Source organism: Paenibacillus sp. Mc5Re-14 (assembly GCF_001049835.1).
GTDB classification, from domain to species: domain Bacteria; phylum Bacillota; class Bacilli; order Paenibacillales; family Paenibacillaceae; genus Paenibacillus; species Paenibacillus polymyxa_C.
On the sequence record NZ_CVPD01000001.1, the window covers coordinates 3,313,554 to 3,340,431 of the forward strand.

Here is a 26,878-nt window from a genome sequence, read left to right on the forward strand (position 1 = left end):
TTATTTGTTGACATAGTCAACAAATATCAGTACTATAATTGTTGCAAAAGTCCACTAAATAGGGGGAGTTATGGTCAATATAGATGCTAATATCATAGCGGATATGAGGCGTTTTAATCGGTTCTATACGAATTTACTTGGTGTTTTAGATAGACATGTGCTGGATAGCGGATATTCCTTTACCGAGGCACGTGTCATTATAGAGATCGGGTTGATCGAGCCATGTATTGCGAATACGCTGGTCGAATCTCTTAAAATTGATCGCAGCTATATGAGCAGGATCATTGCTAAATTTTGCAAAGAGGGCTTTCTTGTTAAGGAAAATTCAACGGTGGATAATAGAACAAATCTAATTCGTCTGACACCTAAAGGAAAAACGTTCTACAACCAATTGAATGAAAGGTCTGATGAGCAAATTCTAAGATTAGTTCAAGGACTTTCAGAAATAGAGATTGAAGAATTACATGCTTCTATGTTGTTAATTCAGAAGAAATTGGATATTTCGGAGAGGATACAGAATGATACGATTTGAATGCGACTATACTGAAGGTGCCCATGAACGTATATTACAGCGACTACTGGAAACGAATGAGGAACAAACGCCAGGCTATGGTATGGACGATCATTGTGAAAAAGCCAGAGCTTATATTAAAAAGGCGTGTGACTCCGAAAATGCGGATGTACACTTTTTGGTTGGAGGTACACAGACCAATACAACGGTCATTTCTTCGATTTTGCGTCCGCATCAAGGTGTGATTGCGGCAACTTCTGGACATATTGCTGTGCATGAGACCGGAGCAATTGAGGCTATTGGACATAAAGTACTGACATTGCCAAGCGAGGATGGGAAAATCCGGGGTGAGCAGGTAAAGGAACTATACGACGCTCACTGGAGTGATTCTGCTCCTGAGCATTGTGTACAACCCGGGATGGTTTATATTTCTCAACCGACTGAGAATGGAACGATCTATAGCCGATCGGAGCTGGAAGTGTTAAGTAAAGTCTGTCGTGAATATGGTTTACCGCTGTTTATAGATGGAGCCCGCTTAGGCTATGGTTTGGTTGCAGAGGATAGCGATGTATCATTAGCAGATATAGCAATGCTGTGCGATGTGTTTTATATTGGCGGCACTAAAATTGGAGCAATGATGGGAGAAGCCGTCGTTATCCTAAATGATGCTTTAAAAAAAGATTTCAGATACATGATCAAGCAAAAGGGAGGGCTGCTGGCTAAGGGCAGAATGTTGGGCATTCAGTTTGAAACGCTGTTTGAGGACGGTTTATACTTTGAGATTTCCAAACACGCCATAGATATGGCCATGTTGCTGCAAAAAGGATTAACCGAGCAAGGGTTTTCTTTCCTGTATCATTCTACAACCAATCAGCAGTTTCCAATTATATCAGATCGCATATTACAGGCGTTGAGTGAAAAATATACTTACTCCTTTTGGGAAAAGGTTGATGATACACATACTGCTGTTCGATTCTGCACCAGTTGGGCCACAAAGAAAGAAAATATTGAAATGCTGCTTCAGGATATCAAAGCATTACAATAGAGGTCACGGATAAACGATGAGTATCATCTTGTAGAGGTAAAATAGATGATGTAATAGGCCATACTTCGTTGCATATATTGCAGCGAAGTATGGCTTTTTTGTCGTGTAAATTACCTAATCCAGGCGGCTCGCCTTTAGTTCCATGAAAGAGCAAGTAGATATAAAAATGGAAAAACAAGACAAGAGCGAATGTATAAAATTAGCGCCTAATTATTTACACTGAATACCTATCGAACCTGTTTACGGTATTGAAGAGGGGAGAGCCCGGTTATTTTTTTAAAGATTTTATTAAAATGGGAGGCATGACCGAAGCCGACATCCTCCGCAATGCTCTGGATTTTGTCTTTGGTGGTTCGCAGTCTGGTTTGAGCCGCCCTAACCCTCACGACGCGGATGTATTCGCTGAAATGAAAGCCAGTCAATTTTAGAAAGATGCGGCTTAGGTAAGCTGGACTAATAAAAAAGCAGGCGGCCACTTGTTCGAGAGTTAACGGCTCATTGAAATGATCCTGAATAAAAGACGAAATTTCTGTGATTTTCTGATGCATGGGATGAGATGAAATAAGTTCACTACGCTCGGCCGCTTCCGATCGGTGCACTAGGATAAGCATTTCCAGCAGCAAATGCTGTACACAACGCTCATGCAGAGGCTGCTTGTTCCTACATTCGCTATTCATTTGCAGGAACAGTCGTTCAACTTCGACTTGTTCTCTAGCCGGTAAGCGAAGCAACGCGGATTGCTGATACGGCGGTAGATCCAGAATGTCACGATCCTGCGGTGGGAGAAACGTCGGAGAAAAATGAATCAAAATGCGTTCTGTTTCCTCCAATTGCGTGCTGGCGGTAGAGTGTAAGTCATGAGGGAGGATGAATATCAGATCGCCCTTGCGAGCGGTGTATACCTTGCCGTTCATAAAGTAGATGCGTTCGCCCTGCAGCAAAAAATACAGCTCATAGTTCTCATGAACATGAGGTCTGGGCATAACTGTGAAGCCGGTACGGTAGATGTGATGAATGGAGAATTGTTGTTCTCCGATGATATATTTGTCTACCTTCATTTCATTCATGTGCTTCTTCCTTTGCAAATTAAGATAAGTAAGCGCATTCATATATCTATAGTATATATGACACCTGCCCACGGTAAAAGCAGAAAAGATTGATGAAAGGAGGTGAAAACACTTCTGAACGTCTCGGATCATTCCTTTATAAAAGTATGCGCTGGTGTGAAAGAAAATCTTAGGGAGGAAACAGAATATGAGCAAGCAGCGTACATGGAGAAAGGTGCTATGTAATGTGGTTGTGGGTTCATTGTTGTTGACCTTGTGCCCACCACTGATTCAAGCAGAGACTGCGGTAGGGACAGAGATGGCAAAAGTAGAAAAAATAGCGACGAATATTCCGGCGTTTCCGGGGGCTGAAGGTGGCGGTAAATATGTTACCGGTGGACGCGGAGGTGAAGTTTACGAAGTTACCACGCTGGAGGATTACGGCAAAGGTGAGCAGGTGATCCCCGGATCTCTTCGTGCAGCGGTCAGCTCCGATAATCGGACGGTCGTATTCCGGGTGGGTGGAACCATTCATCTTAAGGAGCCACTTAAAATCCTGGGCAACAACCTGACGGTTGCGGGTCAGACAGCTCCTGGGGATGGCATAACTGTAAGCGATTACACGACAGGGATTGATGCAGATAACGTCATTCTCCGTTACCTGCGTTTTCGATTAACCGACCGTTACCCCAGTGAGGATGACGCATTAGGATCCAGATATCATAAAAACATTATGATTGATCACTGTTCCTTTAGCTGGTCTGTGGATGAGGTACTGAGTCTGTACGATAACGTAAATACGACGGTACAATGGTCCATTGCGTCCGAAAGTATGCTAATGACCACGCACCAAAAAGGTCGCCACGGCTATGGCGGCATATGGGGTGGTCGAAATTCCACCTATCATCATAACTTGTTGGCACACAATGCAAGCCGCAACCCGCGTTTCCCAACCGATAAAAAACAAATCGACGCTGTGGAAATGACCAATAATGTCATTTATAACTGGGGATTTTTCTCTTCATACGGTGGTGGTGAAGGATCGTATAATGTGCTGAATAACTATTATAAGTATGGCCCCAACACATATAAGGATGTTCGCGGTCAAATCTTTGTAGACGTGGGTAGTAAAAAATATAAAACACGCATGTTTATTGGTGGCAACTACATGTACGGCAACGAATCGGTTGCTAAGGACAACTGGCAGCTTGGAACATCCATTGGATCGATTATTGACCCTTCCACTCGTTTGGCAGAGCCGATTGAAGTCAGAGGGGAATACGACAACGGGATTTCACCGGATGCGTATGGTCCATATCAAGCGACAGATGCACAGACCGCATACACTGAGGTGCTTGCTGGTTCAGGAGCCACGCTGCCAAGAAGAGATGCGGTGGACGCCCGCATTATGAATGATGTGAAGAATGGAACGGGTGCGTTTATCAACTCCCCGCGTGAGGCAGGCTGGATTTACGATGATTATAGCGTAACCAACACGGAGCTTACTGACAGTGATCATGATGGCATGCCGGATGAATGGGAACGTGCCCATGGGCTGGACCCCAAAAATGCAGACGACCGCAACGGTCAGGAGCTTGCCGGCACAGGCGAGTATGCTCATTTTGCCAAGGGCTATACGAATCTGGAAGTCTATTTAAATGATCTCATTGAGAAGCTGTCCAATGGAAGTGAGGTAGATAATCCGGAGGCCGTCGTTCAGGTGTCGGATGAAGGCGGACGTTCGCTGAAGCATAACGATATTTTGGAAGCCGGACGTGATGCGACCATAACTGCAACCGCCAAGGACCAAGATGGCATTGCCCACGTTGAATTTATCATTGACGGCAAACTTGCTGGAAAAGTAGAGAATGCGCCTTATCAAATCAGTTGGAATCATGTGACGGACGGCACCCATTACATTATTGCACGTGTGACAGACCGCAAGGGAACTGCTACATTTTCCAATCCTGTTACCATCCACGTCAACACGACTGTAACAACGGGAAGCTGGCTCAGCGAAGAGGTTGGCTCTGAGGGCAACGATGGCTATATCAAAGGGCATACTCAGGTATTAAAAGAAGATGCAAACGGCAGCAGCATACGACTGAAATCGGCGGGAGACATTGACGGTCAGGCTGATCTTTTCCATTATGCTTATCAGAAATGGGAGGGAGACGGTGAAATTACAGCCCGTGTGGAGAAGATTACTCCTGTGGATGATAATGCCGAAGCAGGTGTAATGATTCGTGAATCACTGAAGCCTGGATCAAAAATGGCCTTTATGTCTTTAGCATTTGTTAAATATGGTAAACAGGGGACTCTTATTAGTCGTGATCAAACAGATGGTAAAACCAAGCGCGCGTCAATGGAAACATTTATTACAACGCCATATTCGGTTCGTCTGGTGAGACAAGGGCAAAAGCTGACCGGATGGATATCCGCCGATGGTCTAACAAATTGGGACAAAGTGGGTGAAGCAGTCGTGGACTTTCCAGAGAATCAACCCTTACTGTTCGGGCTAGCTACCGATGCATCCAAACAACAAAACGATGTATGGAATTACAATACGTCGGAATTCAGCAATGTTAAGGTCCGCAAGCTAACAGACTCAGGAGGAACCTCTCCCACTAGTGTGGTTGTATCGACCTATGGCCCTGCTGACTATACATCTCTCCAGGCAGCTATTGATGCAGTCCCTGACAACAGCAACACAAGGACTATTATCCATCTCAAAAACGGTACCTACCGTGAAAAAATAAAGGTGAATTCCTCCAAAAAAAATCTGAGCATTATCGGAGAAGATCGGGACAAAACGATCATTGCTTTTGATGATACAGCCAAGACCATAGTGGACGGGAAAGAATTAGGAACGAGCAACAGCTATACCATGCGTGTGCAAAGTCCTGATTTTGTGATGGAAAATGTGACGGTCGCCAACACAGAAGGGACCGGGCAGGTGCAGGCTGTAGCGTTATATGCCGAAGGTGATCGTGGCAAGTATCATAATGTCAAAATTACCGGCCTACAGGATACTTTGCTCGTAAACCGTGGCAGACAGTATTTTAAGGACAGCTACATCAGTGGCAGTGTGGATTTTATATTTGGCAATGCACCTGCTGTGTTTGATAATTCGATCATACACAGCCTGCGTGCCGGATACGTAACCGCAGCTTCAACAGAAGAGAACCAGCCAGGTTTTGTATTTACTCAGTGTCGTCTGACAACCGAAGCTGGCTTGACAGGCAAGGTGGATCTTGGGCGACCATGGCGTCCTTACGCTCATGTTACTTTTTTGAAGACCTATATGGATGACCATATCAAGCCGGGTGGTTGGAACAATTGGGGTAAGGAATCCAATGAGCAGACCGCAAGATTTGGAGAATTCGACAACTTTGGACCAGGTGCAGGAAGTAGCGGGCGTGTACCTTGGGCCAAACAGCTTACAGCTGACGAAGCAAACCAGTACACTGTTGAAGCTGTTCTGAGCGGGACAGATCATTGGAATTGGCGTCTATAAATTTGATGTTCAATAGATAAGCGGGGGGATACGCTTTAAGCGTTTCCTCCGCTTATGTGCGTGTTTGTGAGCAAACTTGGATGTGGTACATACATAATCTAAAATTGAAACCATTTGTTATTATGGTAAATATTTTATATATTGAAGAGGAGATGTATTTTTAGGCGCATAACAGGTGGTAATAAACTCGAGGCTAATGTACATCTTGTTCGTAATCATCATGAAAAACCCTACAATTATTTTTAGTTGAACATATTATTATGTTGGAGGTGTAGGATGGCACGTGTGTTGGTTATGATCACGCCTGCTGAAGGCCATGTTAATCCGTCCTTAGGATTAGTGAAGCAGCTGGTTGACAGAGGTGAAGAAGTGGATTATGTGTGTTCAAAGGAATTTGGTACGAGAATTCAACAAACGGGAGCAAACCTGATCACCTATTCATTTAGTGTGGATGCATTTATTCATAATCCAGTATTAAAGCCGGCTGAATATAAACATCATTATCAATTCGTGAATATGATCGTTAAAGGTTTGATTCAACCGATTATTCCAAAGGTTATGAAAGCAATTGAAAATAAGGTGTATGATTATTTGATTTATGACTATTTGATGGGTTGGGGAGGCAAAATTATAGCAGAGAGACTGGGAATACCATCGGTATGCACGGTCTGTTCGTTTGCTTTCGTAGAGCCTCTGGGATCTGATCAAGGCTGGGATGATCATGATATAAAAGTGAGAGAGCTTTATGATGACACCATGAAAGTAGTACATCAATTAGCTGATGAGTTTCAGGTTTCCGTCCCCGCTATTGATGAGCTCGATTCACATTCCCACAGCCTAAAGGTCGTGTATACAAGCCGTTATTTTCAACCGCAAGCTGAAAAGCTGGATGATAGTTATATTTTTGCAGGTCCATCTATTGTACCTCGTAAAGATGCACCTTCTTTTCCGTTCGAACAGCTTCGTGCTTTGTATCCGCAGGTTGTTTATATATCATTGGGAACTATTCTTAATAGAGATTTGGAGTTTTATAAGCTTTGCTTTGAAGCATTTCGTGATTTGCCTGTGCAATTTGTACTTTCATCAGGCCAATATGCGGAGATGGAATTATTGGCAGACAATATCCCGGACAATTTTATGATCAAGCCCTATATTCCGCAGCTGGAAATGCTCCAGCGTGTAGATGCCTTTATTACACATGGGGGAATGAACAGTGCAAGCGAAGCCTTGTATTACAACGTGCCGATGGTTCTGGTTCCCATGACATCGGATCAACCGATCGTGGCCAATCGGGTACAAGAGCTGGGAGCGGGTATTGCTGTGAATAAAAATGAGCTTACACCCGCTATCTTAAAAGCTGCTTTAGCAGAGGTTTTAAATCAAGCCATCTATAAACAACAGGCTCATGTAGTTGGCCAATCACTACGTCAGGCTGGCGGCTATACGTATGCGGCAGATGCAATTATGAGTCGTTTCTCTACTATAGGAAAATAGGATGCGAGAAAAATAGGGTGCGTGTGCGGAGGCTTACGATGTAACCAATCTGGACCATGCATGGTATGATAGCATAACAAAGCAGCACGTAAACGGACTTCAGGTTCTCGTCCAGATTACGTGCTGCTTTTTGTATTGGTGCTGTCCTATAGACTGTGATTTCTTTCTTGTAGAGCAGCCGAGTTGTCAAACTCTAATTTTTTTGAAATCGCGAGCAGACCAAGGCAACAGAGAATCAGGAATAAACATACCCAATAGGAGTTTCGATAACCCATCCATTGAGCGAACAATCCGCCCATCAAGCTCCCCGCCAGTCTTCCGATTGTTGTTGCATTGGAATACAGTGTCGAGGCATATCCGGGCAGAGATGGCAACAAATCCTGCATATAGCTGATACCAATGGCTGATATCACTGCAACAAAGAAGGCTAGAAGAAGCTGTCCCACGAATAGCTGCCACATCTCCGTAGACATAAGGACGAGGAGATAATAGACAACGCCTGTTAGAGCCCCTAAAAATATAAGCAAACGGTTGGAGTATTTGGCTGCTAGTACGCCCAGCATGAGCATCAAGGGTATCTCTAAGATTGCGCAAATACTGGATACTAGGGCAACGTCATTCGTGTCACCTTTTAAATTGTGGATGATGAACAAGGAAATGTTCAAACTATTCATCCAGTGAGACGTATAAAGCAGAGTAAGAACTAGAAAAGGAATCAGAATTTTAATATTTTTATGTAATGTAATGTGATGAAGTGAAAGTTGATCCTTATTTTTAGCTTGAACAGGAGGCTGCTTGATAAAAAAGAATAGAAGAACGGCAATAAGTACAAAAATAGAGGTCGTACCGACAAAAATACCTTTAAAGCCCGTATGTGAAATCAAGAAGGAACCAAAGAGCGGTCCGGTAATAAAGCCAAGAGAAAACATAGAACGAAGCGTTGAATTCGCAAAGGCATGATCCGCAGATTTACTGCGATCTACCGCCTCACGTGCACTGGCAAATAACTGTGGCATCCCAGGGGCGCCAATCGCCGTAAAGACAGTCATATAAATAAAAAGCACATAAAAATTTTGGATTACAAGATATCCTGCAAAGGCTATGGCATTAAATAACGTACAAATCACTAAAATTTGTTTGCGATCTAACCCGGTATCGGAGCGTTTGGCAATAAGGGAGCTTATCCATATACCACAAATCAAAGTCACCGCTGTAAACACACCAAAGGTTCCCACAGATACGCCAAGTGTACTTGTAAAATATACAGCTAAAAAAGGTGCACTTATAGAAATAGCCATACCTTGCAATAACATACAGATCATAAATAGCGGGTAGTTAGGGATAAAGAAAAGATTTTGAATACGCTTTAGCATTTCATTTTTACACCCCTTTAGATTTAGAAGCAGAACTTACATACCTATCCAACCAAAACTATATATGACTTTAGCATAATTTGTATATTTACATTGTATAAAATATTATAAATTATTTTCACTGAAGCGTTCTATGAACTGCTTGATCAGATCATTCAATGTTCCAGCGGCCTTCGTAGGAAGGCGGTGATCGGCTTTTTTAATGAAAACAAGCTCACTCTTCGGTATTTGCTGATGCAATATGTTGGCATAAGGATGAAAGTGTTTATCCTCTTCACCATAAACGAGCAGGACAGGAAGATGGATTTCCCCGAGCCGTGAGGTACAGTTATACTTCAAGCTGTAACGATAATATTGTTCGACATTCCCGGGATGGCTCTGCTTCGCATCGTTGAATAACTTACGGAACAAAGATAGCTGTTTCGTTTGTGACCAAGCAATCGAAAGCGCAATCGTACCGACTGCGCCGATTTTGGAAAGAGCAGTGCCCCAAGAAATTTTGTTTCTTAGGCGCCAATCGTTTACTTCCGACATTCCACTAATAACAATGCCCCCCCATGCCCGATCTGGATAAGTCAGGAGGAATTCAAGTACTATCGAGCCACCGGTAGAATATCCACACAAAAATACTTTATCCAAGCTCATCCGGTCCATCAAATGCTTAATATCCTGGACGATGAGAGGGTAAGTAACCGTTTGTTCGGAAGGCTGACTTTTACCGTGTCCTCTGATATCAAAAGCTACAGTTCGAAAATCGGGCGATAGTCCTTGGATTTGGTATATGAAATTTAAGCTTGTGAGTACTGGAGGGTGAATAAATAGGATGGCCATTCCTTCACCGGAATCAATATAGTGCATCGAGTATCCGTTTATGCTTGTAGTAGTCATTGTTATTTTCCCCTCCCATTGAAGATTTTGGTTTTACTAAAAAAAACAACTCGTGATAAAAAAAACATTTTCGGAATCGTTTTAAGACCCTACAATCATAATCCTGATCTCTAAACAATTGAATATATTCTTTTTCATTACGAATATACTCTCCGTTGTCGTACCATTTCATAAACCAGTTACATAGCGGTTTTTTCTTGGATAAACATGGTTCCATAACGACAATGGTTCCGTTAGGTTTTAGGATTCTTTGGAATTCCTTCATGTAACTTGATATTTCATCCGAAGAAATGTGGTGTAATACAGCGATAATAAGTATGTAGTCGAACGACTCATTATCAAATGGCAAATTATTACTATTAAATACTTGAAATGCATGGTGGCTATATAATCGCTTTGCATAATCAATTCGTTGGGCGTCAGGATCAATTCCAACATAATACAACGGGTTAAACATGGAGCAATTTGCCCCAGTACCACAGCCAAAATCCAGTACAGTTTGGCTATCAAAGGAAAAATGGGAATGCACATGATCATGGATATATTTTTTAGTAAACCACTTTGGACGGACAAACCAATGATACAGTCTAGGTGAGAACGGGATGTTAATGGGAGTTCACCAGCTTTCTAATTATTCGAGTCACTAGAAGTAATTTGGCATATTAGATTAAAAAAATTCATTTCGGAATAATTTTTTTTAGTGTAAGCAAAAATAAAAAAATCAAGGGAATTGTGTTTTTCAAAGAAAGGGATACACAAATGGGAATAAAGTATAAAATCACGATTGTACTAGTGCTAAGTTTAAGTTTACTAATCGTCGGTTGCAGGGCGGACTCCAGTCAACAGCTAAATCAACAAAGCATCAAGTCCCATATCCCAGTGAATAATAAGGCCAAACCGGTCATATTCATCATGATTGATTCTTTAATGGATAAGCCTTTGCAGGATGCGATTCAAGAAGGCCGTGCTCCGGCAATGCAATATCTCCTTCATCAAGGGCAATATTTCCCACATGTAGTGAGTTCATTTCCCACGATGTCTGTGACCATCGACAGTACCTTATTAACGGGGACGTATGCAGACCAACATCATGTGCCCGGACTTGTGTGGTACAGCGACTCAAGGAAACGTATGATTTTCTACGGAAATGGTGCCAAGGAAGCCATAAAGATAGACCAACTGCAAGTATTTTTAGATGCCATTTACCAATTAAACCAAGTTCACCTGAACAAAAAAACGAAAACCATCCATGAGGAATTGGCTGATAAAGGGGAAGAATCCGCGTCCATCAATGCTATTGTTTTTAGAGGAAGAACGAAACATGCCCTCAAAGTGCCTGACTTCATAGCGAATAGCAGTAGAGTACCAGAAAAAATGATAGTCACAGGACCTAAATGGTTATCCTATGCAGCTCTGGCACAATTGAATCCGAAAAATAGCTGGAACACTCCTATGTGGAAAAAATTTGGGATGAACAACGAATTTTCCGCAAAGGATACCGCTTTTTTAATCAGCCAGAAAAAACTTCCAGATGTAACTATCGCCTACTTCCCAGAGAATGATAATTTGGCGCATAGAAAGGGTCCCACTCAACTAAAGGGAATTGAAAAAGCGGACCAAGCACTGCAAACTGTGTTGAACACATACGGTTCGTGGGAAGAGGCTGTAAACAGTGCGATATGGATTGTCATGGGCGACAGTGCGCAAAGCGCTGTATATGATGATCGACAGGCAGCGACTGTTGATTTAAGGTCTCTTTTAAGCCATTACCGTATTGCAAAATTAAATCAACCCGTAAGAAGTGATGACCAGATCGTGATTGCCGCTAATGAACGGATGGCCTATATCTATGCAATAAACGATAACGTAGAGTTATCCGATGTGGTGAAGTCTTTACAAAAGGAGAACAAGCTCGACATTATCGCTATGAAAGATGGTACAAACCATATTCATGTTACAAAGGGAAAAAATGGTAGAGTGTTTTCTTATAATCCCGGTGGGAAATTTACCGATGAATATGGACAATCATGGACATTATCGGGCGAAACGAATCTTGTAGATATTACGATAAATAAAAATCGGATCAAATATGGAAAATATCCAGATATTTTGGCGAGGCTACACGGGGCAATGAATTCGCATGAGGGAAGATATGTTGTCGTCACGGTCCAACCGGGATACGAACTCGTCAGCGAAAGTTCCCCTACCCACATCGGAGGGGGAGCCCATGGATCGCTGCACGAAAAAGATTCCCTTGTTCCACTAATTATTTCTGGAACGAATACACGGCCCAAAACTCTGCGAATTGTAGATATAAAAGATTGGATTCTGCAATTGGTGAACAAATAAGTATTGAGCGTTCTTGATATTAAAATTGAGCTCTATTAGTATGTAAGCATTAGTTATATAATCGAAAGGGGTCACACCTTGGATCAACTAGGTTTGTAGCCGATTGCATTTTGTGGGTCGGATTCGTCAGCCTGTTCATGCTAAAGACCGTTCCGTTTATCTTTCTCAAGGGATAAACGGTTTTTATATAAGTATATGTTTATAAGGTAATGTAATGGAGGTTTTTAGAACATTGATTTTTTTGGCATGCATTATATTCTTAGTCACTTTAGTATTGGTCATCTGGCAGCCTAAAAATCTGTCCATTGGGTGGTCTGCGTGCGGCGGTGCCATACTCGCCTTGGTGGTGGGGGTAGTGGATTTGCATGATGTTTGGGAAGTTACTCGAATGGTCTGGAATGCAACACTAGCTTTTGTCGCCATTATACTGATTTCATTAGTCCTTGATAGAATTGGTTTCTTCGAATGGGCAGCACTTCACATGGCACGGCTAGCCCGTGGAAGCGGAACCCGGATGTTTGTCTATGTGAGCCTGCTGGGTGCCGTAGTTGCTGCCTTTTTTGCCAATGACGGCGCGGCTTTAATTTTGACACCAATTGTACTGGCGATGGTTCGGGCACTGAAATTGGATGAAAAAATGGTATTTCCTTTTATCATAGCGAGCGGATTTATTGCAGATACGACATCGCTTCCGCTTGTAGTCAGCAACCTCGTCAATATTGTGTCAGCCGATTTCTTTGGAATCAGTTTTATGGAATATGCGAGTCGTATGATTGTACCTAATCTGTTTTCCTTAGCGGCTAGTATCGTGGTACTGTATCTCTTTTTTCGCAAAAAAATTCCTAAAACGTTTGATGCGACACAGTTAATCGCGCCTGCAAATGCGATAAAAGATTCAAAGATGTTCCGTATGTCCTGGGTCGTTCTCACAATATTGTTGGTTGGCTACTTTGCATGCGAATTTTTTGACATTCCCGTCTCGGTGGTGGCTGGTATTATTGCCATCCTTTTCTTGCTGATGGCTAGAAGAAGCCCTGTGGTACCCATGAAAGAAGTCATCAAGGGAGCTCCATGGGCCATCGTATTTTTCTCTATCGGGATGTATGTGGTGGTGTATGGTCTGCGTAATGCCGGTTTGACGGATCTGCTGTCCCATGTGATTCAAGCGGCTGCTGATCAAGGTATGTTTGTAGCTACCATGGCCATGGGTTTTATTGCGGCGATTATCTCGTCGAGTATGAATAACTTGCCCACGGTCATGATTGATGCACTTGCCATTAATGCCACTCATGCAACCAGTATGGTCAAAGAGGCACTGATTTATGCTAACGTCATTGGGTCGGATCTTGGACCAAAAATAACTCCAATCGGTTCATTAGCCACATTGTTGTGGCTACATGTACTTCGTTCCAAAAACGTAAAAATTTCTTGGGGCACTTATTTCAAAACAGGCATCGTCTTAACTATTCCTACACTTTTTATTACCCTGCTGGGCTTATACCTATGGTTAATCATTTCATAATAGAGCATTAAAGAATTTATATATCTATGCGAGGGGAAAGAGATCACCGATTTGTATCGCTAAAGGTTCAAGCTATTCACTACATTGATATTTAGAATGATGTGCTTGATAATAAGTGATTATCGGACGAGACAAGACAAAGATACCCAAAAGTGAGGGACCTGAAATGGCGACAAAATTATATTACACCGCTCCAAATTTGACGGAGTGGGACACTCATATTACACAGAGCATGGAAAGAGACGGAGCATTTTTTGTTATGCTTGAGGAAACGGCCTTTTATCCGCATGGCGGAGGTCAGCCGTGTGATACAGGAACGATTCAGGGCATCCGTGTATTAGATGTTGTTCTGGAGGATGGGGACATTTGGCATCAGGTAGAACGTTTGCCGGACGAGGAAAAAGTGGCCTGCCAATTGGATTGGGAGCGCAGATTTGATCATATGCAGCAGCATAGCGGACAGCATTTGCTGTCAGCAGTTTGCCTGGAGCTGTTGGGTGCGCGTACAGAAAGCTTTCATATGGGACAAGAGTACGCCACAATTGATGTCAACTGTTCGGAAGTAACATCTGCGCAGCTATTGGCAATCGAACAGGAAGTAAATCAGCAAATCTACAATAACCGCAGTATAAAAAGTTATTTTGTTACCCATGAGCAATTGAAGGACATTCCGCTTGTGAAAATGCCTAAAGTGACGGAAAATATTCGGATTGTTGAGATCGAAGGCATTGAATATAATGCTTGCGGTGGTACACATGTGGCTCAGACCGGGGAAATTGGAATGATTAAATGCTTGAAATGGGAAAAGCAAAAAGGGATGACGAGAATCCATTTCAAATGTGGTGCTCGCGCACTCCACGACTTTAATGATAGTGTTCGGATTTTGGACGTGTTATCTGCGAAGTTCAATACTGGGCGAAAGGATATTTTGACTCGATTCGAAAAGTGGGAGCAGGAGTATAAGCAGCTCAAGGCGCAAGTAGAGCTCCTACAAGAGGAAAATGCATCGTACCAGGCGAAAGAGTTACTGTCTGCTGTACAGGGGCATGTTCTTGCTCATGTGTTTGAACAAAAATCCATTCAGGAGATGCAGCAATTGGCTGCCAAGTTGACCGCTGAGCATGATTTGCTTGTTTTATTTGCCACAACGGCCGAAAATAAAATCATTCTGGCACACAACGGTTTCCAATCCATTAGCTGCGGAGCGTATTTAAAGGAAAATCTGGGCGCGTTTCAGGGCAAGGGGGGCGGTAGCAACCAGTCTGCTCAGGCAGCATTTTCGTCCCGCGAGAACCTCTTGAATTTCTTTGAAACGGCCCAGCGGCAGTTCATTCAGGGCTAATGTAATGGAGGATTAGTGACGAAGCGGCAGCTTCCACTTTTCCTCTTCTGTAAATAAAATGAAAGAAAAAATAAGTGCAACAACAGCGCCCCAAATGGCTTTATCCCCAATCGTCAAAGTCAGAAATCCCCCCAGCAAAGCTCCTAGCAAGAAGGCTGCCAGGATGACACCATAGCGCATCGCTCGAATGGCAGCGTTCGTGTCCTTGGTCGTTATGGCGACATACATAGCCTCTGTAGCTGATCGGAGATTACCGGTGCTGACCGTGGAGGTGTACGGCACATCAATGAGCTTGCGGAAGGAAGTCATTTGTACGGAAGCGACGAACGAGACGATCACCACCACTACCGTATTGGGAACTCCTTGCGGAATCAGTCCCACGATGAAAAAAATTGCGATTTCCAGTAAAAGAATAGCGCGGGTCCAGTCCGGAGTTAAACGGTGGGTTGATTTTCGTTTAATCCCTTCAGCAACAAAAACGCCCAGTGAAAAGGCGATCAGGGGCGGGATATAGGATAACGCCTGAATCCAGTGCCCCTGAATGACCTTGACAGCCAGCAGCACGATATTGCCTGTCTGTGCGTTGGCGAAAACACCGCCTCTTCCAACAAAGGTATATGTGTCCAAAAAGCCCCCTACTAATGATAGTAAGGCGCCCAGTCGCAACGATTCGGACGTTACCTGATGTAAATGGATTTTGCCTTTCATAAACACGGCATATAAGCCTCCTATGCTAAACGTCGATTCTTTAAAGCTAACACGAAAATCCAGGACCATACAATTAAATTAATCACTTAAGCATGAAAATGACACAAAGAAGCCACATCAGGTCCCATACAATAGAAAGGACGTGATGCGGCTTGTTGGAGTGCTGTTTAAAGTGCCATCTGAAATTCGAGAATGTGCTTATTGCAGAGCTTGAACGAGGGCTCTACCAAACTCCTGTGCACCATCTGGACCGTCGGCTGTAATAATATCGCTATGCGCAACGACATGATGAGCGACATATTCGGCTTGATGCGCTTGGAGCTGGTCCTTTTGTACATCCACTGGATAGCATGTAGCTGTTCTGCCAGAGAGCAGTCCGGTTTGAGCCACAGCTACAGAGCCTGCACAGATGCCAGCCACTAAAGTCTTTTGCTCATGAGTTTGTTTCAGCAGAGCTTGGAGATCTGCATTATTCCACAGATGATCATTCGTTCCTGATCCGCCGATTACAGATACCAGATCATAGTCAGCCAGCACAGCGTCTGTAAAAACAAGATCAGCCGTCGCTTTACCATTGTAGTCACCCACGATTTCGCCTGTTTTTGTACTGGCTAGTGTCACGGTAACACCTGCTTGCTCTAGCGCTTCCTTTGGTTTAAACAATTCATCCTCATTAAAGCGCTCTGGGGGTATAATAAAAAGAGCCTTTTTACTCATACTCTATTCCTCCTTGAATGTGTAACGTTATTTACTATTGTAGGGTGGCTTCGTCAGGCTGTGAAGAATGCACTTTCAAGTACGGAGGTTACCTGCAGGTTACTATTAATGTGCAAGATCATGATGATTTAGAAGGAGTTAATTGATATATGTCTGATACGCTGAGAGACGAAATACGGGAGAAAATTGTAAACGGAGACTACAACTGCGAAAAGGAACTAACGCTATCTGTGCTAAGCGGGAAATGGAAGGTCGTTATTTTATGGCATTTGGGTGTGGAAGGGCCGCACCGGTTCAGTGACCTGCAAAGGTTGTTTCCGAAGCTGTCGCATAAAGTGCTGACCAACCAACTGCGGGAGTTGATGGAGGACGGTATTGTGCACCGGGAAGTGTATCCCGAAGTGCCCCCAAAGGTGGAGTATTCGATGACTGCGCTGGGGATGACGATTTTACCGATTGTGGAAATGATGTATGAGTGGGGGAAAAAACGGGTGCAATCGATCCGTGAGGAAATGCAACGCAGCAGTGAGGGAAACGTTTAAATTCTGAATGCGATCTAAGAAGGACCTTTAACGCTCCGTCATATGAAAAATAGAACGCCTTGCACGATAAGTACGAATTGTACCTAGGGCAAAGGCGTTCTTTGCTTCAATATGAATCATTGCTGTTCAAGTGCTGGTAGAACCTCAATCCAGCGTGTAGCCCAAGTACCGATATGGTCAAATAAAGGAGCTAAATCGCGTCCCTTATCCGTAAGGGAGTATTCAATCCGTACAGGCTTCTCAGGATAAACCATACGTTGTATGATTCCTTCTTCCTCCAGCTCTTTCAAACGGTCCGAAAGGACCTTTCCACTTAAATTAGGAATTGAATTCTCAATAGCGACGAAACGTTGCGGACCATTCGTTAGTTGAAATACGATCAACACCGTCCAACGCTTGCTCAGTAGCTCCATAGCCTTTTCAAACCGTGGGCACATCTGCGGAATGTTCATGTGATCACCTCATGCTCCTATTATTAACGATTCACTGTTAAAAGTAAATGATTTTACTTTACATAAATTTATTACTTGACGAAATGGTATGATATAAATATACTTTGTTACATAAAGTAACTTGTTAGCTTTGCTACGGAGCTTAAGATATTAATACTTAAAATTTGAACATAATTTGATATTATTAATGACGTAATTAAATGAACAGATACGAACTAATCGTTGAGGTTATGGTTTGGGCGCAGGGGGAAGTCGGATGAAGCTGGAATGTGAAGTGTGCGTAGTTGGAGGGGGGCCCGCAGGGACTTTGTTATCCTGTCTACTGGCGGAGCAGGGTGTTTCGACGATATTGATTGAGCGGCAGAGCGTGCCCGGAAAGGCTTTCCGCGGTGAAATTTTAAACGATGAGGGTCAGGAAGTGATCCAAAAGCATAAGCTGCTCGAACAAATTCATGAGGATCATATTCTCGCCTCCACAAGAATCGAATATTGGCAGCATCAGCAGCAGATCAAAACGGTCGAGCCAGCTTCAATCCATGGTAATGTGGGAGTGCATATTCCACAACCTCGATTTTTAGAGGCGCTGCTCAAACAGGCGTCCACCTACGAGTCCTTCCGTTGCCTGGCAGGTACAACTGTGACTGCGTTGGAAGGTGACAGCGAGCAGGGATACACGGGCTTGACCGCCCGCGATAAGAACGGTCATGAGATTACGATTCACAGTTCTTTGATTGTGGGAGCAGACGGACGCTATTCGACTGTACGCAAGCTGGCGGAGATGCCTGTGACGAACATTCGCCACGGCTATGATCTGCTATGGGCTAAAATCGCGGCACCTGCCGGGTGGGAGCCCGTCACTCGTCTGGCACTGGTCAACGGAGGCCAGTTGGCTTTATTTTCACAGGCTGAGGGCTATATTCAAATTGGCTGGAATGTGGAGGAGGACAGTTTTCTCACCCTGTTTAAGCAATCTTTTGAACCATTTATACAATTGTTTACGGAGGCTTTTCCGGATTTGAAGCATAGTGTGCATGATCACATTCGTTCATGGAAGGACTTCGTACCGTTGGATATTTTCAGCAGCCGCAGTGACATATGGGCACAAAACGGACTGGTCCTGATTGGAGATGCGGCGCATACCATGACACCTACGGGAGCTTTTGGCTTGAACGCTGCTTTGAAGGATGCCGATGTGCTGGCCAGTGAGCTTCTTCGTTTACGCCAGCAGGTATATACCGCAGAAGACCTAAAGGTTTTCGAAGACGGACGACGACAGGCTGTCACCGAGCTTCAGGAGCGTCAACTGACCATGGAATCCACGTTTCATGAACATTTCTTACACATAGTTCAATGATGTAACACCCTGACAACAACGATTAGCCTGAGAAATACAGGATATTTCATATATAAAGTTTATATAAAGGATGGTGCAGAGGGATGAACCAAAAAGATGTAGCTACGCTACTTAACGATAAAATTCAAACTATTCGTGGAAAGCAATCTTCGACGATTTTGGTAGGACCGATCAAGCTGCCAGTTAATTTGGAAGGGGAAACGATTGTTTTTCAATGGTATTGCTGGTTGCCTGTACGGGATGAGGAAGATCGTCAGGACTTACTGAATGCCAATGCTGAGACGATTGTGAAGCGATTGTCCACACTGAATTTGGCGGAGGGACAACAATCAAGTGTATTGGTGTACGGTGATCTCGAGCAGTCAGAAAATGCATTAGTTCGCATGCATAGTATTTGCCATACTGGAGATATTTTTGGTAGCAAGCGCTGTGACTGCGGATTTCAACTCCACCAGTCGATGAAAATGATTGTGGAACATGGAACAGGTGCATTGTTCTATCTAGCAAATCATGAAGGTCGCGGGATCGGTTTGTTTAGTAAAGCCATGGCTTATATTCTGCAAGAAGAAGGTATGGATACCGTCGAAGCCAACCATCAGTTGGGTTTTGAAGATGATACACGCAATTATGCGGATGCCATTAGTGTGCTTCAGCACTTGAGACAAAAACCAGTAACTCTGATTACAAATAACCCTAAAAAGCTGGATGCCTTGAAGAAGTCAGGTATGAATGTGGCGGGACGTATGCCGCTCTGGGGCGATGTGTCGCAATATAATGAACGGTATTTGAATACAAAAGTAGAACGATCCGGCCATTTGCGGGATTCCGATCTCAGGGAGGTTCTATGAACACTCACGAAAAATATATGCGTCTGGCACTGGAAAATGCCAGAAGTGCCAAAGGGCAAACAGAGCCGAATCCGCTCGTTGGATCAGTCATTGTCAATAATGGCCGTATCGTTGGGATCGGCGCTCATTTGAAGCCTGGCGAGCCCCATGCCGAGATTCATGCATTGCGTATGGCAGGGGAACATGCTCAGGGAGCGACGATTTATGTAACGCTGGAGCCATGTTCCCATCACGGCCGGACAGGCCCGTGTGCGGAAGCGATTGTGAAGGCTGGCATTCGTCGGGTGGTGATTGCAGCACTGGACCCGAACCCGCTGGTTTCTGGCAGAGGGGTACAAATTTTGAAAGATGCAGGCATTGAGGTCATAGTCGGAGTATGTGAGCAGGAATCCATCCGTATGAATGAAGTGTTCAATCAATATATCGTGAACAAGCGTCCTTTTATTACGATCAAATCGGCAGTAACGCTGGACGGTAAAATTGCAACGCGAACCTCTGAAAGCAAGTGGATCACATCTGAGGCTGCACGAGAGGATGTGCATCGTCTTCGTCACGAGCATGTAGGCATCCTGGTCGGTGTACAGACCGTGATTCATGATAATCCTCAGCTTACGACTCGTCTACCAGAAGGACGGAATCCGATTCGTATCATTCTGGATAGTAAGCTTCGTATTCCATTGGATGCTCGTGTTATTACAGATGGAGAGGCGCCTACCTGGATATTCACAGGGCGGACTTACGATGAAGGCAAGCGAAGCCAGCTAGAACAGCTTGGTGTGAAGGTATACCCGACACAGGATGAATATAGTGATCGGGTCAACCTACCGCAAATGCTGGACATTCTGGGGGCGGCGGAGGTCTCATCGGTATTCGTGGAAGGCGGGGCCGAGGTGAACGCTTCGTTCGTGCAGCAAGGATTGGCAGACAAGCTGGTGTTGTATATAGCGCCGAAGCTGGTTGGAGGGCGCTCCGCCCCGGGCTTTCTCGGGGGAGAGGGCGTGTCTGCGATGAGCGACGCGGTGGCATTGCAGGACTTGAGCGTGACGCAGGTTGGCGTGGACTGGAAAATAGAAGGGTATTTTGGGCGAGGGAAATGAGTGAGTTGTTTCGGGTGGAGAAGGAGGCTCCGCGAAGGGGTTGATCTTCCGATCGCTACCGCTTCTCCAGATTCAACCCCTCCGCTCCGCTGCTACCCACCGCAAAGTCACTCATTTTTCGAAATGGTGTGTGGAGCATGGGAAGGGCAAAAGGACTTGAAAACTCAAAAGCTAATATACTTAAAGAACAGAGGATCTGAAGGGCTAAAAGGCCTGGAGGGTTCTTTTTTTATATATTAAACGGTTAGTAGGATGAATGATTAATGGGGTGAATAACTCATAAGGTGAATGTCTTATGGGGTGAAACCAGATAACATAATTACACAATATTTGGGGTTTTCGTCCTGGTTCCTTATGTATTTTTAGATACTTTCGCCTCGTTTAGTTGAAATATAGAAATATAAGGATTGACCTGGAAATAGAGATCAAGCACAATGAAGTTGAATTCAGCTTGGAAGAAAAGGGGAAAGGCTTGCAGGGAAAGGGATAAGAGAATTTAAAGGAGGATGTTGGTTGTGAAAAAAATGATATTATGCTTGTTAAGTGCCAGTCTGATGTTTTTAGCTGCACCGGTTTCTACTAAAGCCTTTTCGGGTGAGGTCACACAAGGAACAGGCTCATATTCAACCATACTACCTGCCGGAGCAGCTACACCGCAAAATGAAATTTATAAGACAGCGAATGTAACCAGCCCAATGCCTACCAACGACTGGTGGAGCAGTCTGGCCTGGGTGCCCTACTCCGAGGCTCAATATCCGCATCCACTTGCCTTGAAAAATCAGCAAAACGGTCTGCGCATCTTTAACCCAAGCGGTAAAATTACGGTCAATCCGGGATACATCGCAGGCTGGATGGATGATGTGAACGATTTTACCATTGGTCATTCTGTAAGCGCTTCATTTCCAGATGCCAAGGTGGATGGTTTCAGTGATTGGTTTGTCAAATCCTTATTTCAAAACGACAGCAACAAAATGAGCGCTACCTATGGACATGGCTCCCCCTATGTTTTTTTTGAATTTGGCGGCGGCAATCCGAAGCTCTCGTTCAATGAGGTGCCAGAGGTCTGGTCCGGCTCAGCTACCTCCCCAGTGCTTGGCATTACTATCAATGGCTCACACTATGGTCTGTTTGGTCCTTCCGGCAGTACCTGGTCTGGTCTTGGATCGAGTACTCTGATCAATCAATTAAACGGGAAAAGCTATTTTACAGTGGCGGCTTTGCCTGACAATACAACAGCGACCTTGGACAAATTTCAGCAATATGCCTATTCTTTTGTTACAAACTCCAAAGCAGAGTACAGCTACAACGAAGCTTCTTCCGAGGTAACAACCACCTTTACCGTTACAACAACCACGAAGCAAGGTACACAAGCGGGCACTATTTTTGCCTTATATCCACATCAGTGGAAAAACTCATCACAGTCCCTGCTGGGCTACACGTACAATTCTGTACGCGGCCAGATGAAAACGGCGGAAGGTGCTTCTTTTCAAACAAAGATGAAATTTACAGGGGTACTCCCTTCTTTGCCCGATTTGGGATCTTATGATAAAAATAAGCTGTACAGCTATATAGACGAGGCGAAAGCGGAAGTCTACTCTGGAGACAAAGACACGTACTGGACTGGAAAACGTTTGGGCAAGTTGGCAGCGCTGGCGCCAATTGCCGACCAGGTTGGCAATACCGCAGCAGCGACCCAGTTCCGCAATGAGATCAAAAGTCGGCTGCAGGATTGGTTTAAGGCCAGTGACAGCTCAGGAAAGCTGAAAAGCTCTAATCTATTTGTGTACAACAGCAATTGGGGGACATTAATCGGTTATCCCGACAGCTTTGGCAGTGCGGTAGAATTAAATGACCATCATTTCCATTATGGATACTTTATTAAGGCTGCGGCCGAAATTGCACGGGTAGACAAAAGCTGGGCATCCAATTCACAATGGGGACAGATGGTGCAGCTGCTCATTCGCGACATTGCCAATACTGACAGATCTGATTCGAAATTTCCGTATTTACGTAATTTTGATCCCTATGCTGGTCACACCTGGGCTTCCGGTCATGCTAAATTTGGCGACGGCAACAATAATGAATCCTCCTCGGAAGCGATGAATGCTTGGGCCGGTTTGATTTTATGGGGCGAGGCGACGGGAAATACCCAAACTCGTGATCTGGGCATCTATCTATATACAACGGAAATGAATGCGATTAACGAATATTGGTTTGATGTACAAGGCACAAACACCCCTTCAGGGATGCAAAGCGCGACGGCAAGTATGATCTGGGGTGGTAAAACGGTGGGGAATGCAACATGGTGGACCAATAACCCCGCAGAGGTGCACGGTATCAACTGGCTGCCGATTACCTCGGCTTCCTTGTACCTGACACAATATCCGGAATATGCGGCTAAAAATTTTAGCAATCTGCTGCAAAAAAGCGGAGGGAATTTCAGTCCGTGGGAAGATATTGTGTATATGTACAGGGCGATTTCGGACCCGTCCGATGCCAAGGCCAAATTCAGTGCACGCGTAGCGACGATGACACCGGAAGCTGGGAATTCCAAGGCGAATGCCTACCACTGGATTTATAATTTGGATGCTATAGGCAACATCGACCGCAGCGTCACCGCCAATTCACCTATTTATGCCGTATTTCATAAGAACGGTGTGAAAACCTATGTGGCCTACAACTTTACAGACCAGGTCAAAACAGTAACCTTCTCAAATGGACACAGTATTACCGTGCAGCCGAACAGCTTTAATACCGGAAATGGAAACGGCGGCGGCAATCCGCAACCTGATACAGAAGCTCCATCAAGCCCGGTAAATGTGCGAGCTACGACCAAAACGGCTTCGGCGGTCACTCTGGAGTGGGAGGCAGCCACAGACAATGTTGGCGTTACGGGGTATATCGTGTATAAGGACGGGGCTCAGGCGGCAAACATAAACGGTACTTCCGCTTCAATTACAGGACTGGATGCAGCTACTACTTACAGCTTTACCGTTAAGGCTCAGGACGCAGCCGGTAACTTATCTGCAGCCAGTCAAGCTGTTTCGGTAACTACAGAGCCAGCATCTGGCGGCAATGAGGGAGGCGGAGAAACGGAGGATTACACTGTACGGTCCCGCTTTGTCAGCGATCATGAAGCACTGCTTCAATTTACCCCTAAAACAGCCTCCGCCTATGTTGACGTGCATTATACTTTATCAGGTGGACAACAGCTCAATTACCGGATGACCAACAACGCTGGTGTTTGGGAACAGCGAGTTACAGACCTCTCCATCGGGAAGGCCGTCAGCTATTGGTTCACCTATGAAAAGGCGGGGTTGCAATATGAGACTCCTTCATTCAGCTATACCCACCAGACTGCAGCTACAACAACAGGAGTTTCCGAGTTTCTGCTACCGACGCGTTGAACACCTCCCAACCCGGGCTTGCTCCTGAATAAATAAAATTTTGGATGATATAAATATAGAGGAGATACAGGTATGACAGAGTTTTGGGAATCCAGTTTTATAGAAAATCAAATGATGTGGGGCTTTGAACCTTCAGACTCAGCAATCCTGACAAAGGACTTTTTTCTTGCAAAGAACGTTAAGGATATATTGATACCTGGTATTGGATATGGTAGAAATGCCAAGGTTTTTGTTGATAACGGAATAGATGTAACAGGTATTGAGATTTCAAAAACAGCGATTGATTTGGCGAGACAAAAAGAGCTTAATATCAGTATTTTTCATGGCTCCGTAACGGATATGCCTTTTGATAACAAACTTTATGACGGTATATTTTGTTATGCCCTTATTCACTTATTGAATAAGCGTGAGAGGGAAAAGTTTATTAACGATTGTTATAATCAGTTAAAGCCAAACGGATATATGGTTTTTACGACGATTTCAAAAGAAGCCCCGATGTATGGAAAGGGAAAGCAACTGGATAAAGACTATTACGAGATCATGGAAGGGGTAAAAATGTTTTTTTATGATGCTGACTCGATAAAACAAGAATTCGGCAAATATGGACTAATAGAAATTTCCGAAATTGTTGAGCCACATAAAAATATGGAAAGTAAACCTCCATTCAAATTTATCATGGTAAAATGTCAAAAAGAGCTATAAGGTGAATGGTAAGAGAACGACACGAGGGAAGCAGTTATGCTTCCTCCGTGTCTTTTTTTGTTTTTTATGGGGTCGTAATACTTTCGCCATGTTCGTGAATGCAAGGGTGCGTAATAATGATAAAGGCTGATGCAGGAAGATATTACCGAGGCGAGGATTTCCAATGGTCCCGCAGTGCCTGCCCTGATCGGGTCAGGTATCCTGTGAATCTGATGCATCCACCAACATTAAGGGTTCGATTCCCAATCGCCTTCCACGCGACTTCTGGTAGAGTATTCGAATGATCGAATAAAACAATGAAAAGACCCCAATAAGAGCATCCCATGTCTGGTCTTGATGACAGATACCGGGGCGATGGCTATGCGGCCAGCGGATACCGGAGAGAGTAAGCGCCGACAGGACCCGAGGCGTCGGGAATACGGATTCACAGTCGATGTTGGGCTGGTGAATTCCATCCCCGGAACACGGGAACAGGCGGCCCCTTTCTTTTTCCTTAAGCTTGGCCCCGCCCTCCACACCGGAGGGATGCTCTGCAAGGGTCCACCCCCTGCTACAACAAATAAAAATAAATCCTCATTTTAAAAATGTGTTTTGACTCAACGTGCGAATAAGCGGAGCGGTCCGTTTGAATCTGGAGAAGCGAAGCGTTCGCCTTTGTCCCTGAATTTTAACCCTATAAGGGGTTCATCAAATCCAAAAATTCAGGGGCAACAGCGATCGGAAGATCAAATGGAACGTGGAGCCGCTACACGCGGAAAATGTACATTTTTAAGTTGAGGATTTTTAACACTAGGAGTGATACGATGTTTAAGAAGATAACAATTAAAGCCGATGAGCGCGGACTGCTGTTCAAAAAAGGAAGCTATCACAAGTTGCTGCACCCAGGGACTTACCTATTGAAGACATTTCAGCAGGAAGCCGTTGAAATTTTGAATGTAGCTGAATCATTTTTTGTACCAGATCATGATATTCGTCTGTTTTTGACAGATCCTCTATTGCTGGAGCAATTGACTGTCATTGATGTAGAGGACCATGAATATGTGTTGCATTATGAGGACAATCGGTTTGTAGAGCTGCTGACAGCAGGGAAATATGCATTTTGGAACATGCTCAAGGAGCATCGTTTTGTTCGTGCAGATACGCGGCAGCCTGCAATTGATAAGGCTTTGGGGCAAGCCTTCTTGTCCAAGACACCGGGCTTCTGGAAAGCCCTTCAGGTGGCCAGTCATGAATTGGGCTTTTTGTATTACGATAATGTGCTGCAAGGTGAACTAAAACCGGGCAAATATTATTTTTGGTTGTCCACGGTGAATACAGAGATCAAAACACTAGATATGCGACAGCAGCAGATGGACCTGATGGGTCAGGAAATCATGACAGAGGACAAAATCACGCTGCGCCTTAACTTCGTCTGTCAGTACCGTATCATCGACCCGCTGCGGGCATTGGAATTTCGGGCATACGAGGAGCAAATGTACATTACGCTTCAACTGTTGTTGCGTGAATATGTAGGCACAATGAAGCTGGATGATTTGCTGAAAATGAAGCAGGAAATTGCGGAATATGTCTTGACTCGACTAAATGAGCAGAGCGACGAATATGGGGTGACTTTTACGTCAGCAGGGGTGAAGGATATTATTTTGCCGGGGGATATCAAGGATATCCTGAATACGGTGCTGTTGGCAGAGAAGAAGGCGCAAGCTAACCTCATCACACGACGTGAAGAGACGGCATCCACTCGTAGTCTGCTCAATACGGCCAAGCTGATGGACGAAAACGCCACCCTCTATCGTCTCAAAGAGCTGGAATTCATGGAAAAAATCTGCGAGAAGATTGGTACGATATCGCTGACTGGCGGAAATACGCTGCTGGAGCAGCTAAACACATTAGTTCATATGAAAGAGGGACAAGGACTCCAATAAAGGAAAATACTCCCGAACGATGAGGTAAGCTGGTTCAAGGTT

General features: G+C 44.4%; 21 protein-coding genes. 14 read left to right on the forward strand and 7 right to left on the reverse strand.

Going from position 1 to position 26,878, the window contains the following annotated elements; translation table 11 throughout:
* Positions 1–70 precede the first annotated feature (70 nt).
* On the forward strand, positions 71–532 hold the full coding sequence (locus BN1546_RS14950) for a MarR family winged helix-turn-helix transcriptional regulator (RefSeq protein ID WP_013373204.1): 462 nt from the start codon (positions 71–73) through the stop codon (positions 530–532).
* A complete protein-coding gene (locus BN1546_RS14955) occupies positions 519–1,556 on the forward strand; it encodes a threonine aldolase family protein (protein WP_090738116.1) in 1,038 nt (345 codons plus the stop codon). Before BN1546_RS14950 ends, BN1546_RS14955 begins: the two co-directional genes overlap by 14 nt.
* 227 nt (positions 1,557–1,783) lie before the next feature.
* On the opposite strand, the gene BN1546_RS14960 is transcribed toward BN1546_RS14955, so the two are convergent.
* Positions 1,784–2,623 (reverse strand): helix-turn-helix transcriptional regulator, encoded by an 840-nt coding sequence (locus BN1546_RS14960; protein ID WP_090738119.1) that lies wholly within the window; start codon positions 2,621–2,623, stop codon positions 1,784–1,786.
* A 187-nt stretch (positions 2,624–2,810) separates the two neighbouring features.
* Here BN1546_RS14960 and BN1546_RS14965 point away from each other — a divergent pair, with 187 nt between their 5' ends.
* The gene (locus BN1546_RS14965; RefSeq protein WP_090738121.1) at positions 2,811–6,119 is read left to right on the forward strand and encodes a pectinesterase family protein; all 3,309 of its coding nucleotides are present in this window, start codon (positions 2,811–2,813) and stop codon (positions 6,117–6,119) included.
* Positions 6,120–6,395: 276 nt separating this feature from the next.
* Entirely contained in the window at positions 6,396–7,613 is a 1,218-nt protein-coding gene (locus BN1546_RS14970; protein WP_090738122.1) for a macrolide family glycosyltransferase, read from the forward strand.
* Between the two features lie 146 nt (positions 7,614–7,759).
* On the opposite strand, the gene BN1546_RS14975 is transcribed toward BN1546_RS14970, so the two are convergent.
* From BN1546_RS14975 to BN1546_RS14985, 3 genes are all read right to left on the reverse strand, one after another.
* Positions 7,760–8,986: a sugar efflux transporter gene (locus BN1546_RS14975; protein WP_090738123.1), complete on the reverse strand. Its 1,227-nt coding sequence runs from the start codon at positions 8,984–8,986 to the stop codon at positions 7,760–7,762.
* 105 nt (positions 8,987–9,091) lie between these two features.
* Positions 9,092–9,874 carry an alpha/beta fold hydrolase gene (locus tag BN1546_RS14980; RefSeq protein WP_090738125.1) on the reverse strand — a complete coding sequence of 261 codons (783 nt, stop codon included), beginning with the start codon at positions 9,872–9,874 and terminating at the stop codon, positions 9,092–9,094.
* Positions 9,831–10,484: a class I SAM-dependent methyltransferase gene (locus tag BN1546_RS14985; protein ID WP_369690602.1), complete on the reverse strand. Its 654-nt coding sequence runs from the start codon at positions 10,482–10,484 to the stop codon at positions 9,831–9,833. The genes BN1546_RS14980 and BN1546_RS14985 overlap by 44 nt, the downstream gene beginning before the upstream one ends.
* Positions 10,485–10,633: 149 nt before the next feature.
* On the opposite strand from BN1546_RS14985, the gene BN1546_RS14990 reads away from it, so the two are divergent.
* From BN1546_RS14990 to BN1546_RS15000, 3 genes are all read left to right on the forward strand, one after another.
* A complete protein-coding gene (locus tag BN1546_RS14990; protein ID WP_090738129.1) occupies positions 10,634–12,223 on the forward strand; it encodes an alkaline phosphatase family protein in 1,590 nt (529 codons plus the stop codon).
* A 232-nt stretch (positions 12,224–12,455) separates the two neighbouring features.
* Positions 12,456–13,745: an arsenic transporter gene (locus BN1546_RS14995; RefSeq protein WP_090738131.1), complete on the forward strand. Its 1,290-nt coding sequence runs from the start codon at positions 12,456–12,458 to the stop codon at positions 13,743–13,745.
* Positions 13,746–13,911: 166 nt separating this feature from the next.
* A complete protein-coding gene (locus BN1546_RS15000; RefSeq protein ID WP_090738133.1) occupies positions 13,912–15,087 on the forward strand; it encodes an alanyl-tRNA editing protein in 1,176 nt (391 codons plus the stop codon).
* Positions 15,088–15,099: 12 nt separating this feature from the next.
* Here BN1546_RS15000 and BN1546_RS15005 read toward each other — a convergent pair whose 3' ends face one another.
* Positions 15,100–15,801 (reverse strand): YoaK family protein, encoded by a 702-nt coding sequence (locus BN1546_RS15005; RefSeq protein ID WP_040102818.1) that lies wholly within the window; start codon positions 15,799–15,801, stop codon positions 15,100–15,102.
* Positions 15,802–15,993: 192 nt separating this feature from the next.
* Positions 15,994–16,512: a DJ-1/PfpI family protein gene (locus BN1546_RS15010; protein WP_090738135.1), complete on the reverse strand. Its 519-nt coding sequence runs from the start codon at positions 16,510–16,512 to the stop codon at positions 15,994–15,996.
* A gap of 149 nt (positions 16,513–16,661) precedes the next feature.
* Here BN1546_RS15010 and BN1546_RS15015 point away from each other — a divergent pair, with 149 nt between their 5' ends.
* Positions 16,662–17,054, forward strand: a complete 393-nt coding sequence (locus BN1546_RS15015) for a winged helix-turn-helix transcriptional regulator (RefSeq protein WP_013373187.1) — start codon at positions 16,662–16,664, stop codon at positions 17,052–17,054.
* A gap of 116 nt (positions 17,055–17,170) precedes the next feature.
* Here BN1546_RS15015 and BN1546_RS15020 read toward each other — a convergent pair whose 3' ends face one another.
* Complete coding sequence (locus BN1546_RS15020) at positions 17,171–17,506, reverse strand: winged helix-turn-helix transcriptional regulator (protein ID WP_013312049.1); 336 nt, start codon at positions 17,504–17,506, stop codon at positions 17,171–17,173.
* A 256-nt stretch (positions 17,507–17,762) separates the two neighbouring features.
* On the opposite strand from BN1546_RS15020, the gene BN1546_RS15025 reads away from it, so the two are divergent.
* The 6 genes from BN1546_RS15025 to BN1546_RS15055 all read left to right on the forward strand — a co-directional run bounded on the left by BN1546_RS15025 (position 17,763) and on the right by BN1546_RS15055 (position 26,836).
* A complete protein-coding gene (locus tag BN1546_RS15025; RefSeq protein WP_090738137.1) occupies positions 17,763–18,860 on the forward strand; it encodes an FAD-dependent monooxygenase in 1,098 nt (365 codons plus the stop codon).
* 83 nt (positions 18,861–18,943) lie between these two features.
* Positions 18,944–19,708 carry a GTP cyclohydrolase II gene (locus tag BN1546_RS15030; RefSeq protein ID WP_040102821.1) on the forward strand — a complete coding sequence of 255 codons (765 nt, stop codon included), beginning with the start codon at positions 18,944–18,946 and terminating at the stop codon, positions 19,706–19,708.
* On the forward strand, positions 19,705–20,805 hold the full coding sequence (gene ribD / locus BN1546_RS15035) for a bifunctional diaminohydroxyphosphoribosylaminopyrimidine deaminase/5-amino-6-(5-phosphoribosylamino)uracil reductase RibD (RefSeq protein WP_090738138.1): 1,101 nt from the start codon (positions 19,705–19,707) through the stop codon (positions 20,803–20,805). The genes BN1546_RS15030 and ribD overlap by 4 nt, the downstream gene beginning before the upstream one ends.
* Before the next feature lie 524 nt (positions 20,806–21,329).
* Positions 21,330–24,212, forward strand: a complete 2,883-nt coding sequence (locus BN1546_RS15040) for a glycosyl hydrolase (RefSeq protein WP_141651602.1) — start codon at positions 21,330–21,332, stop codon at positions 24,210–24,212.
* Between the two features lie 72 nt (positions 24,213–24,284).
* On the forward strand, positions 24,285–24,914 hold the full coding sequence (locus BN1546_RS15045; protein WP_090738143.1) for a class I SAM-dependent methyltransferase: 630 nt from the start codon (positions 24,285–24,287) through the stop codon (positions 24,912–24,914).
* An 803-nt stretch (positions 24,915–25,717) separates the two neighbouring features.
* Complete coding sequence (locus tag BN1546_RS15055) at positions 25,718–26,836, forward strand: slipin family protein (RefSeq protein WP_090738145.1); 1,119 nt, start codon at positions 25,718–25,720, stop codon at positions 26,834–26,836.
* Positions 26,837–26,878 lie beyond the last annotated feature (42 nt).

Coding starts and splice junctions, on each gene's coding strand:
- BN1546_RS14950 (WP_013373204.1), top strand. CDS start 71: ATGGTCAATATAGATGCTAATATCATAGCGGATATGAGGCGTTTTAAT.
- BN1546_RS14955 (WP_090738116.1), top strand. CDS start 519: ATGATACGATTTGAATGCGACTATACTGAAGGTGCCCATGAACGTATA.
- BN1546_RS14960 (WP_090738119.1), bottom strand. CDS start 2,623: ATGAATGAAATGAAGGTAGACAAATATATCATCGGAGAACAACAATTC.
- BN1546_RS14965 (WP_090738121.1), top strand. CDS start 2,811: ATGAGCAAGCAGCGTACATGGAGAAAGGTGCTATGTAATGTGGTTGTG.
- BN1546_RS14970 (WP_090738122.1), top strand. CDS start 6,396: ATGGCACGTGTGTTGGTTATGATCACGCCTGCTGAAGGCCATGTTAAT.
- BN1546_RS14975 (WP_090738123.1), bottom strand. CDS start 8,986: ATGCTAAAGCGTATTCAAAATCTTTTCTTTATCCCTAACTACCCGCTA.
- BN1546_RS14980 (WP_090738125.1), bottom strand. CDS start 9,874: ATGACTACTACAAGCATAAACGGATACTCGATGCACTATATTGATTCC.
- BN1546_RS14990 (WP_090738129.1), top strand. CDS start 10,634: ATGGGAATAAAGTATAAAATCACGATTGTACTAGTGCTAAGTTTAAGT.
- BN1546_RS15000 (WP_090738133.1), top strand. CDS start 13,912: ATGGCGACAAAATTATATTACACCGCTCCAAATTTGACGGAGTGGGAC.
- BN1546_RS15010 (WP_090738135.1), bottom strand. CDS start 16,512: ATGAGTAAAAAGGCTCTTTTTATTATACCCCCAGAGCGCTTTAATGAG.
- BN1546_RS15015 (WP_013373187.1), top strand. CDS start 16,662: ATGTCTGATACGCTGAGAGACGAAATACGGGAGAAAATTGTAAACGGA.
- BN1546_RS15020 (WP_013312049.1), bottom strand. CDS start 17,506: ATGAACATTCCGCAGATGTGCCCACGGTTTGAAAAGGCTATGGAGCTA.
- BN1546_RS15025 (WP_090738137.1), top strand. CDS start 17,763: ATGAAGCTGGAATGTGAAGTGTGCGTAGTTGGAGGGGGGCCCGCAGGG.
- BN1546_RS15030 (WP_040102821.1), top strand. CDS start 18,944: ATGAACCAAAAAGATGTAGCTACGCTACTTAACGATAAAATTCAAACT.
- ribD (WP_090738138.1), top strand. CDS start 19,705: ATGAACACTCACGAAAAATATATGCGTCTGGCACTGGAAAATGCCAGA.
- BN1546_RS15040 (WP_141651602.1), top strand. CDS start 21,330: ATGATATTATGCTTGTTAAGTGCCAGTCTGATGTTTTTAGCTGCACCG.
- BN1546_RS15045 (WP_090738143.1), top strand. CDS start 24,285: ATGACAGAGTTTTGGGAATCCAGTTTTATAGAAAATCAAATGATGTGG.
- BN1546_RS15055 (WP_090738145.1), top strand. CDS start 25,718: ATGTTTAAGAAGATAACAATTAAAGCCGATGAGCGCGGACTGCTGTTC.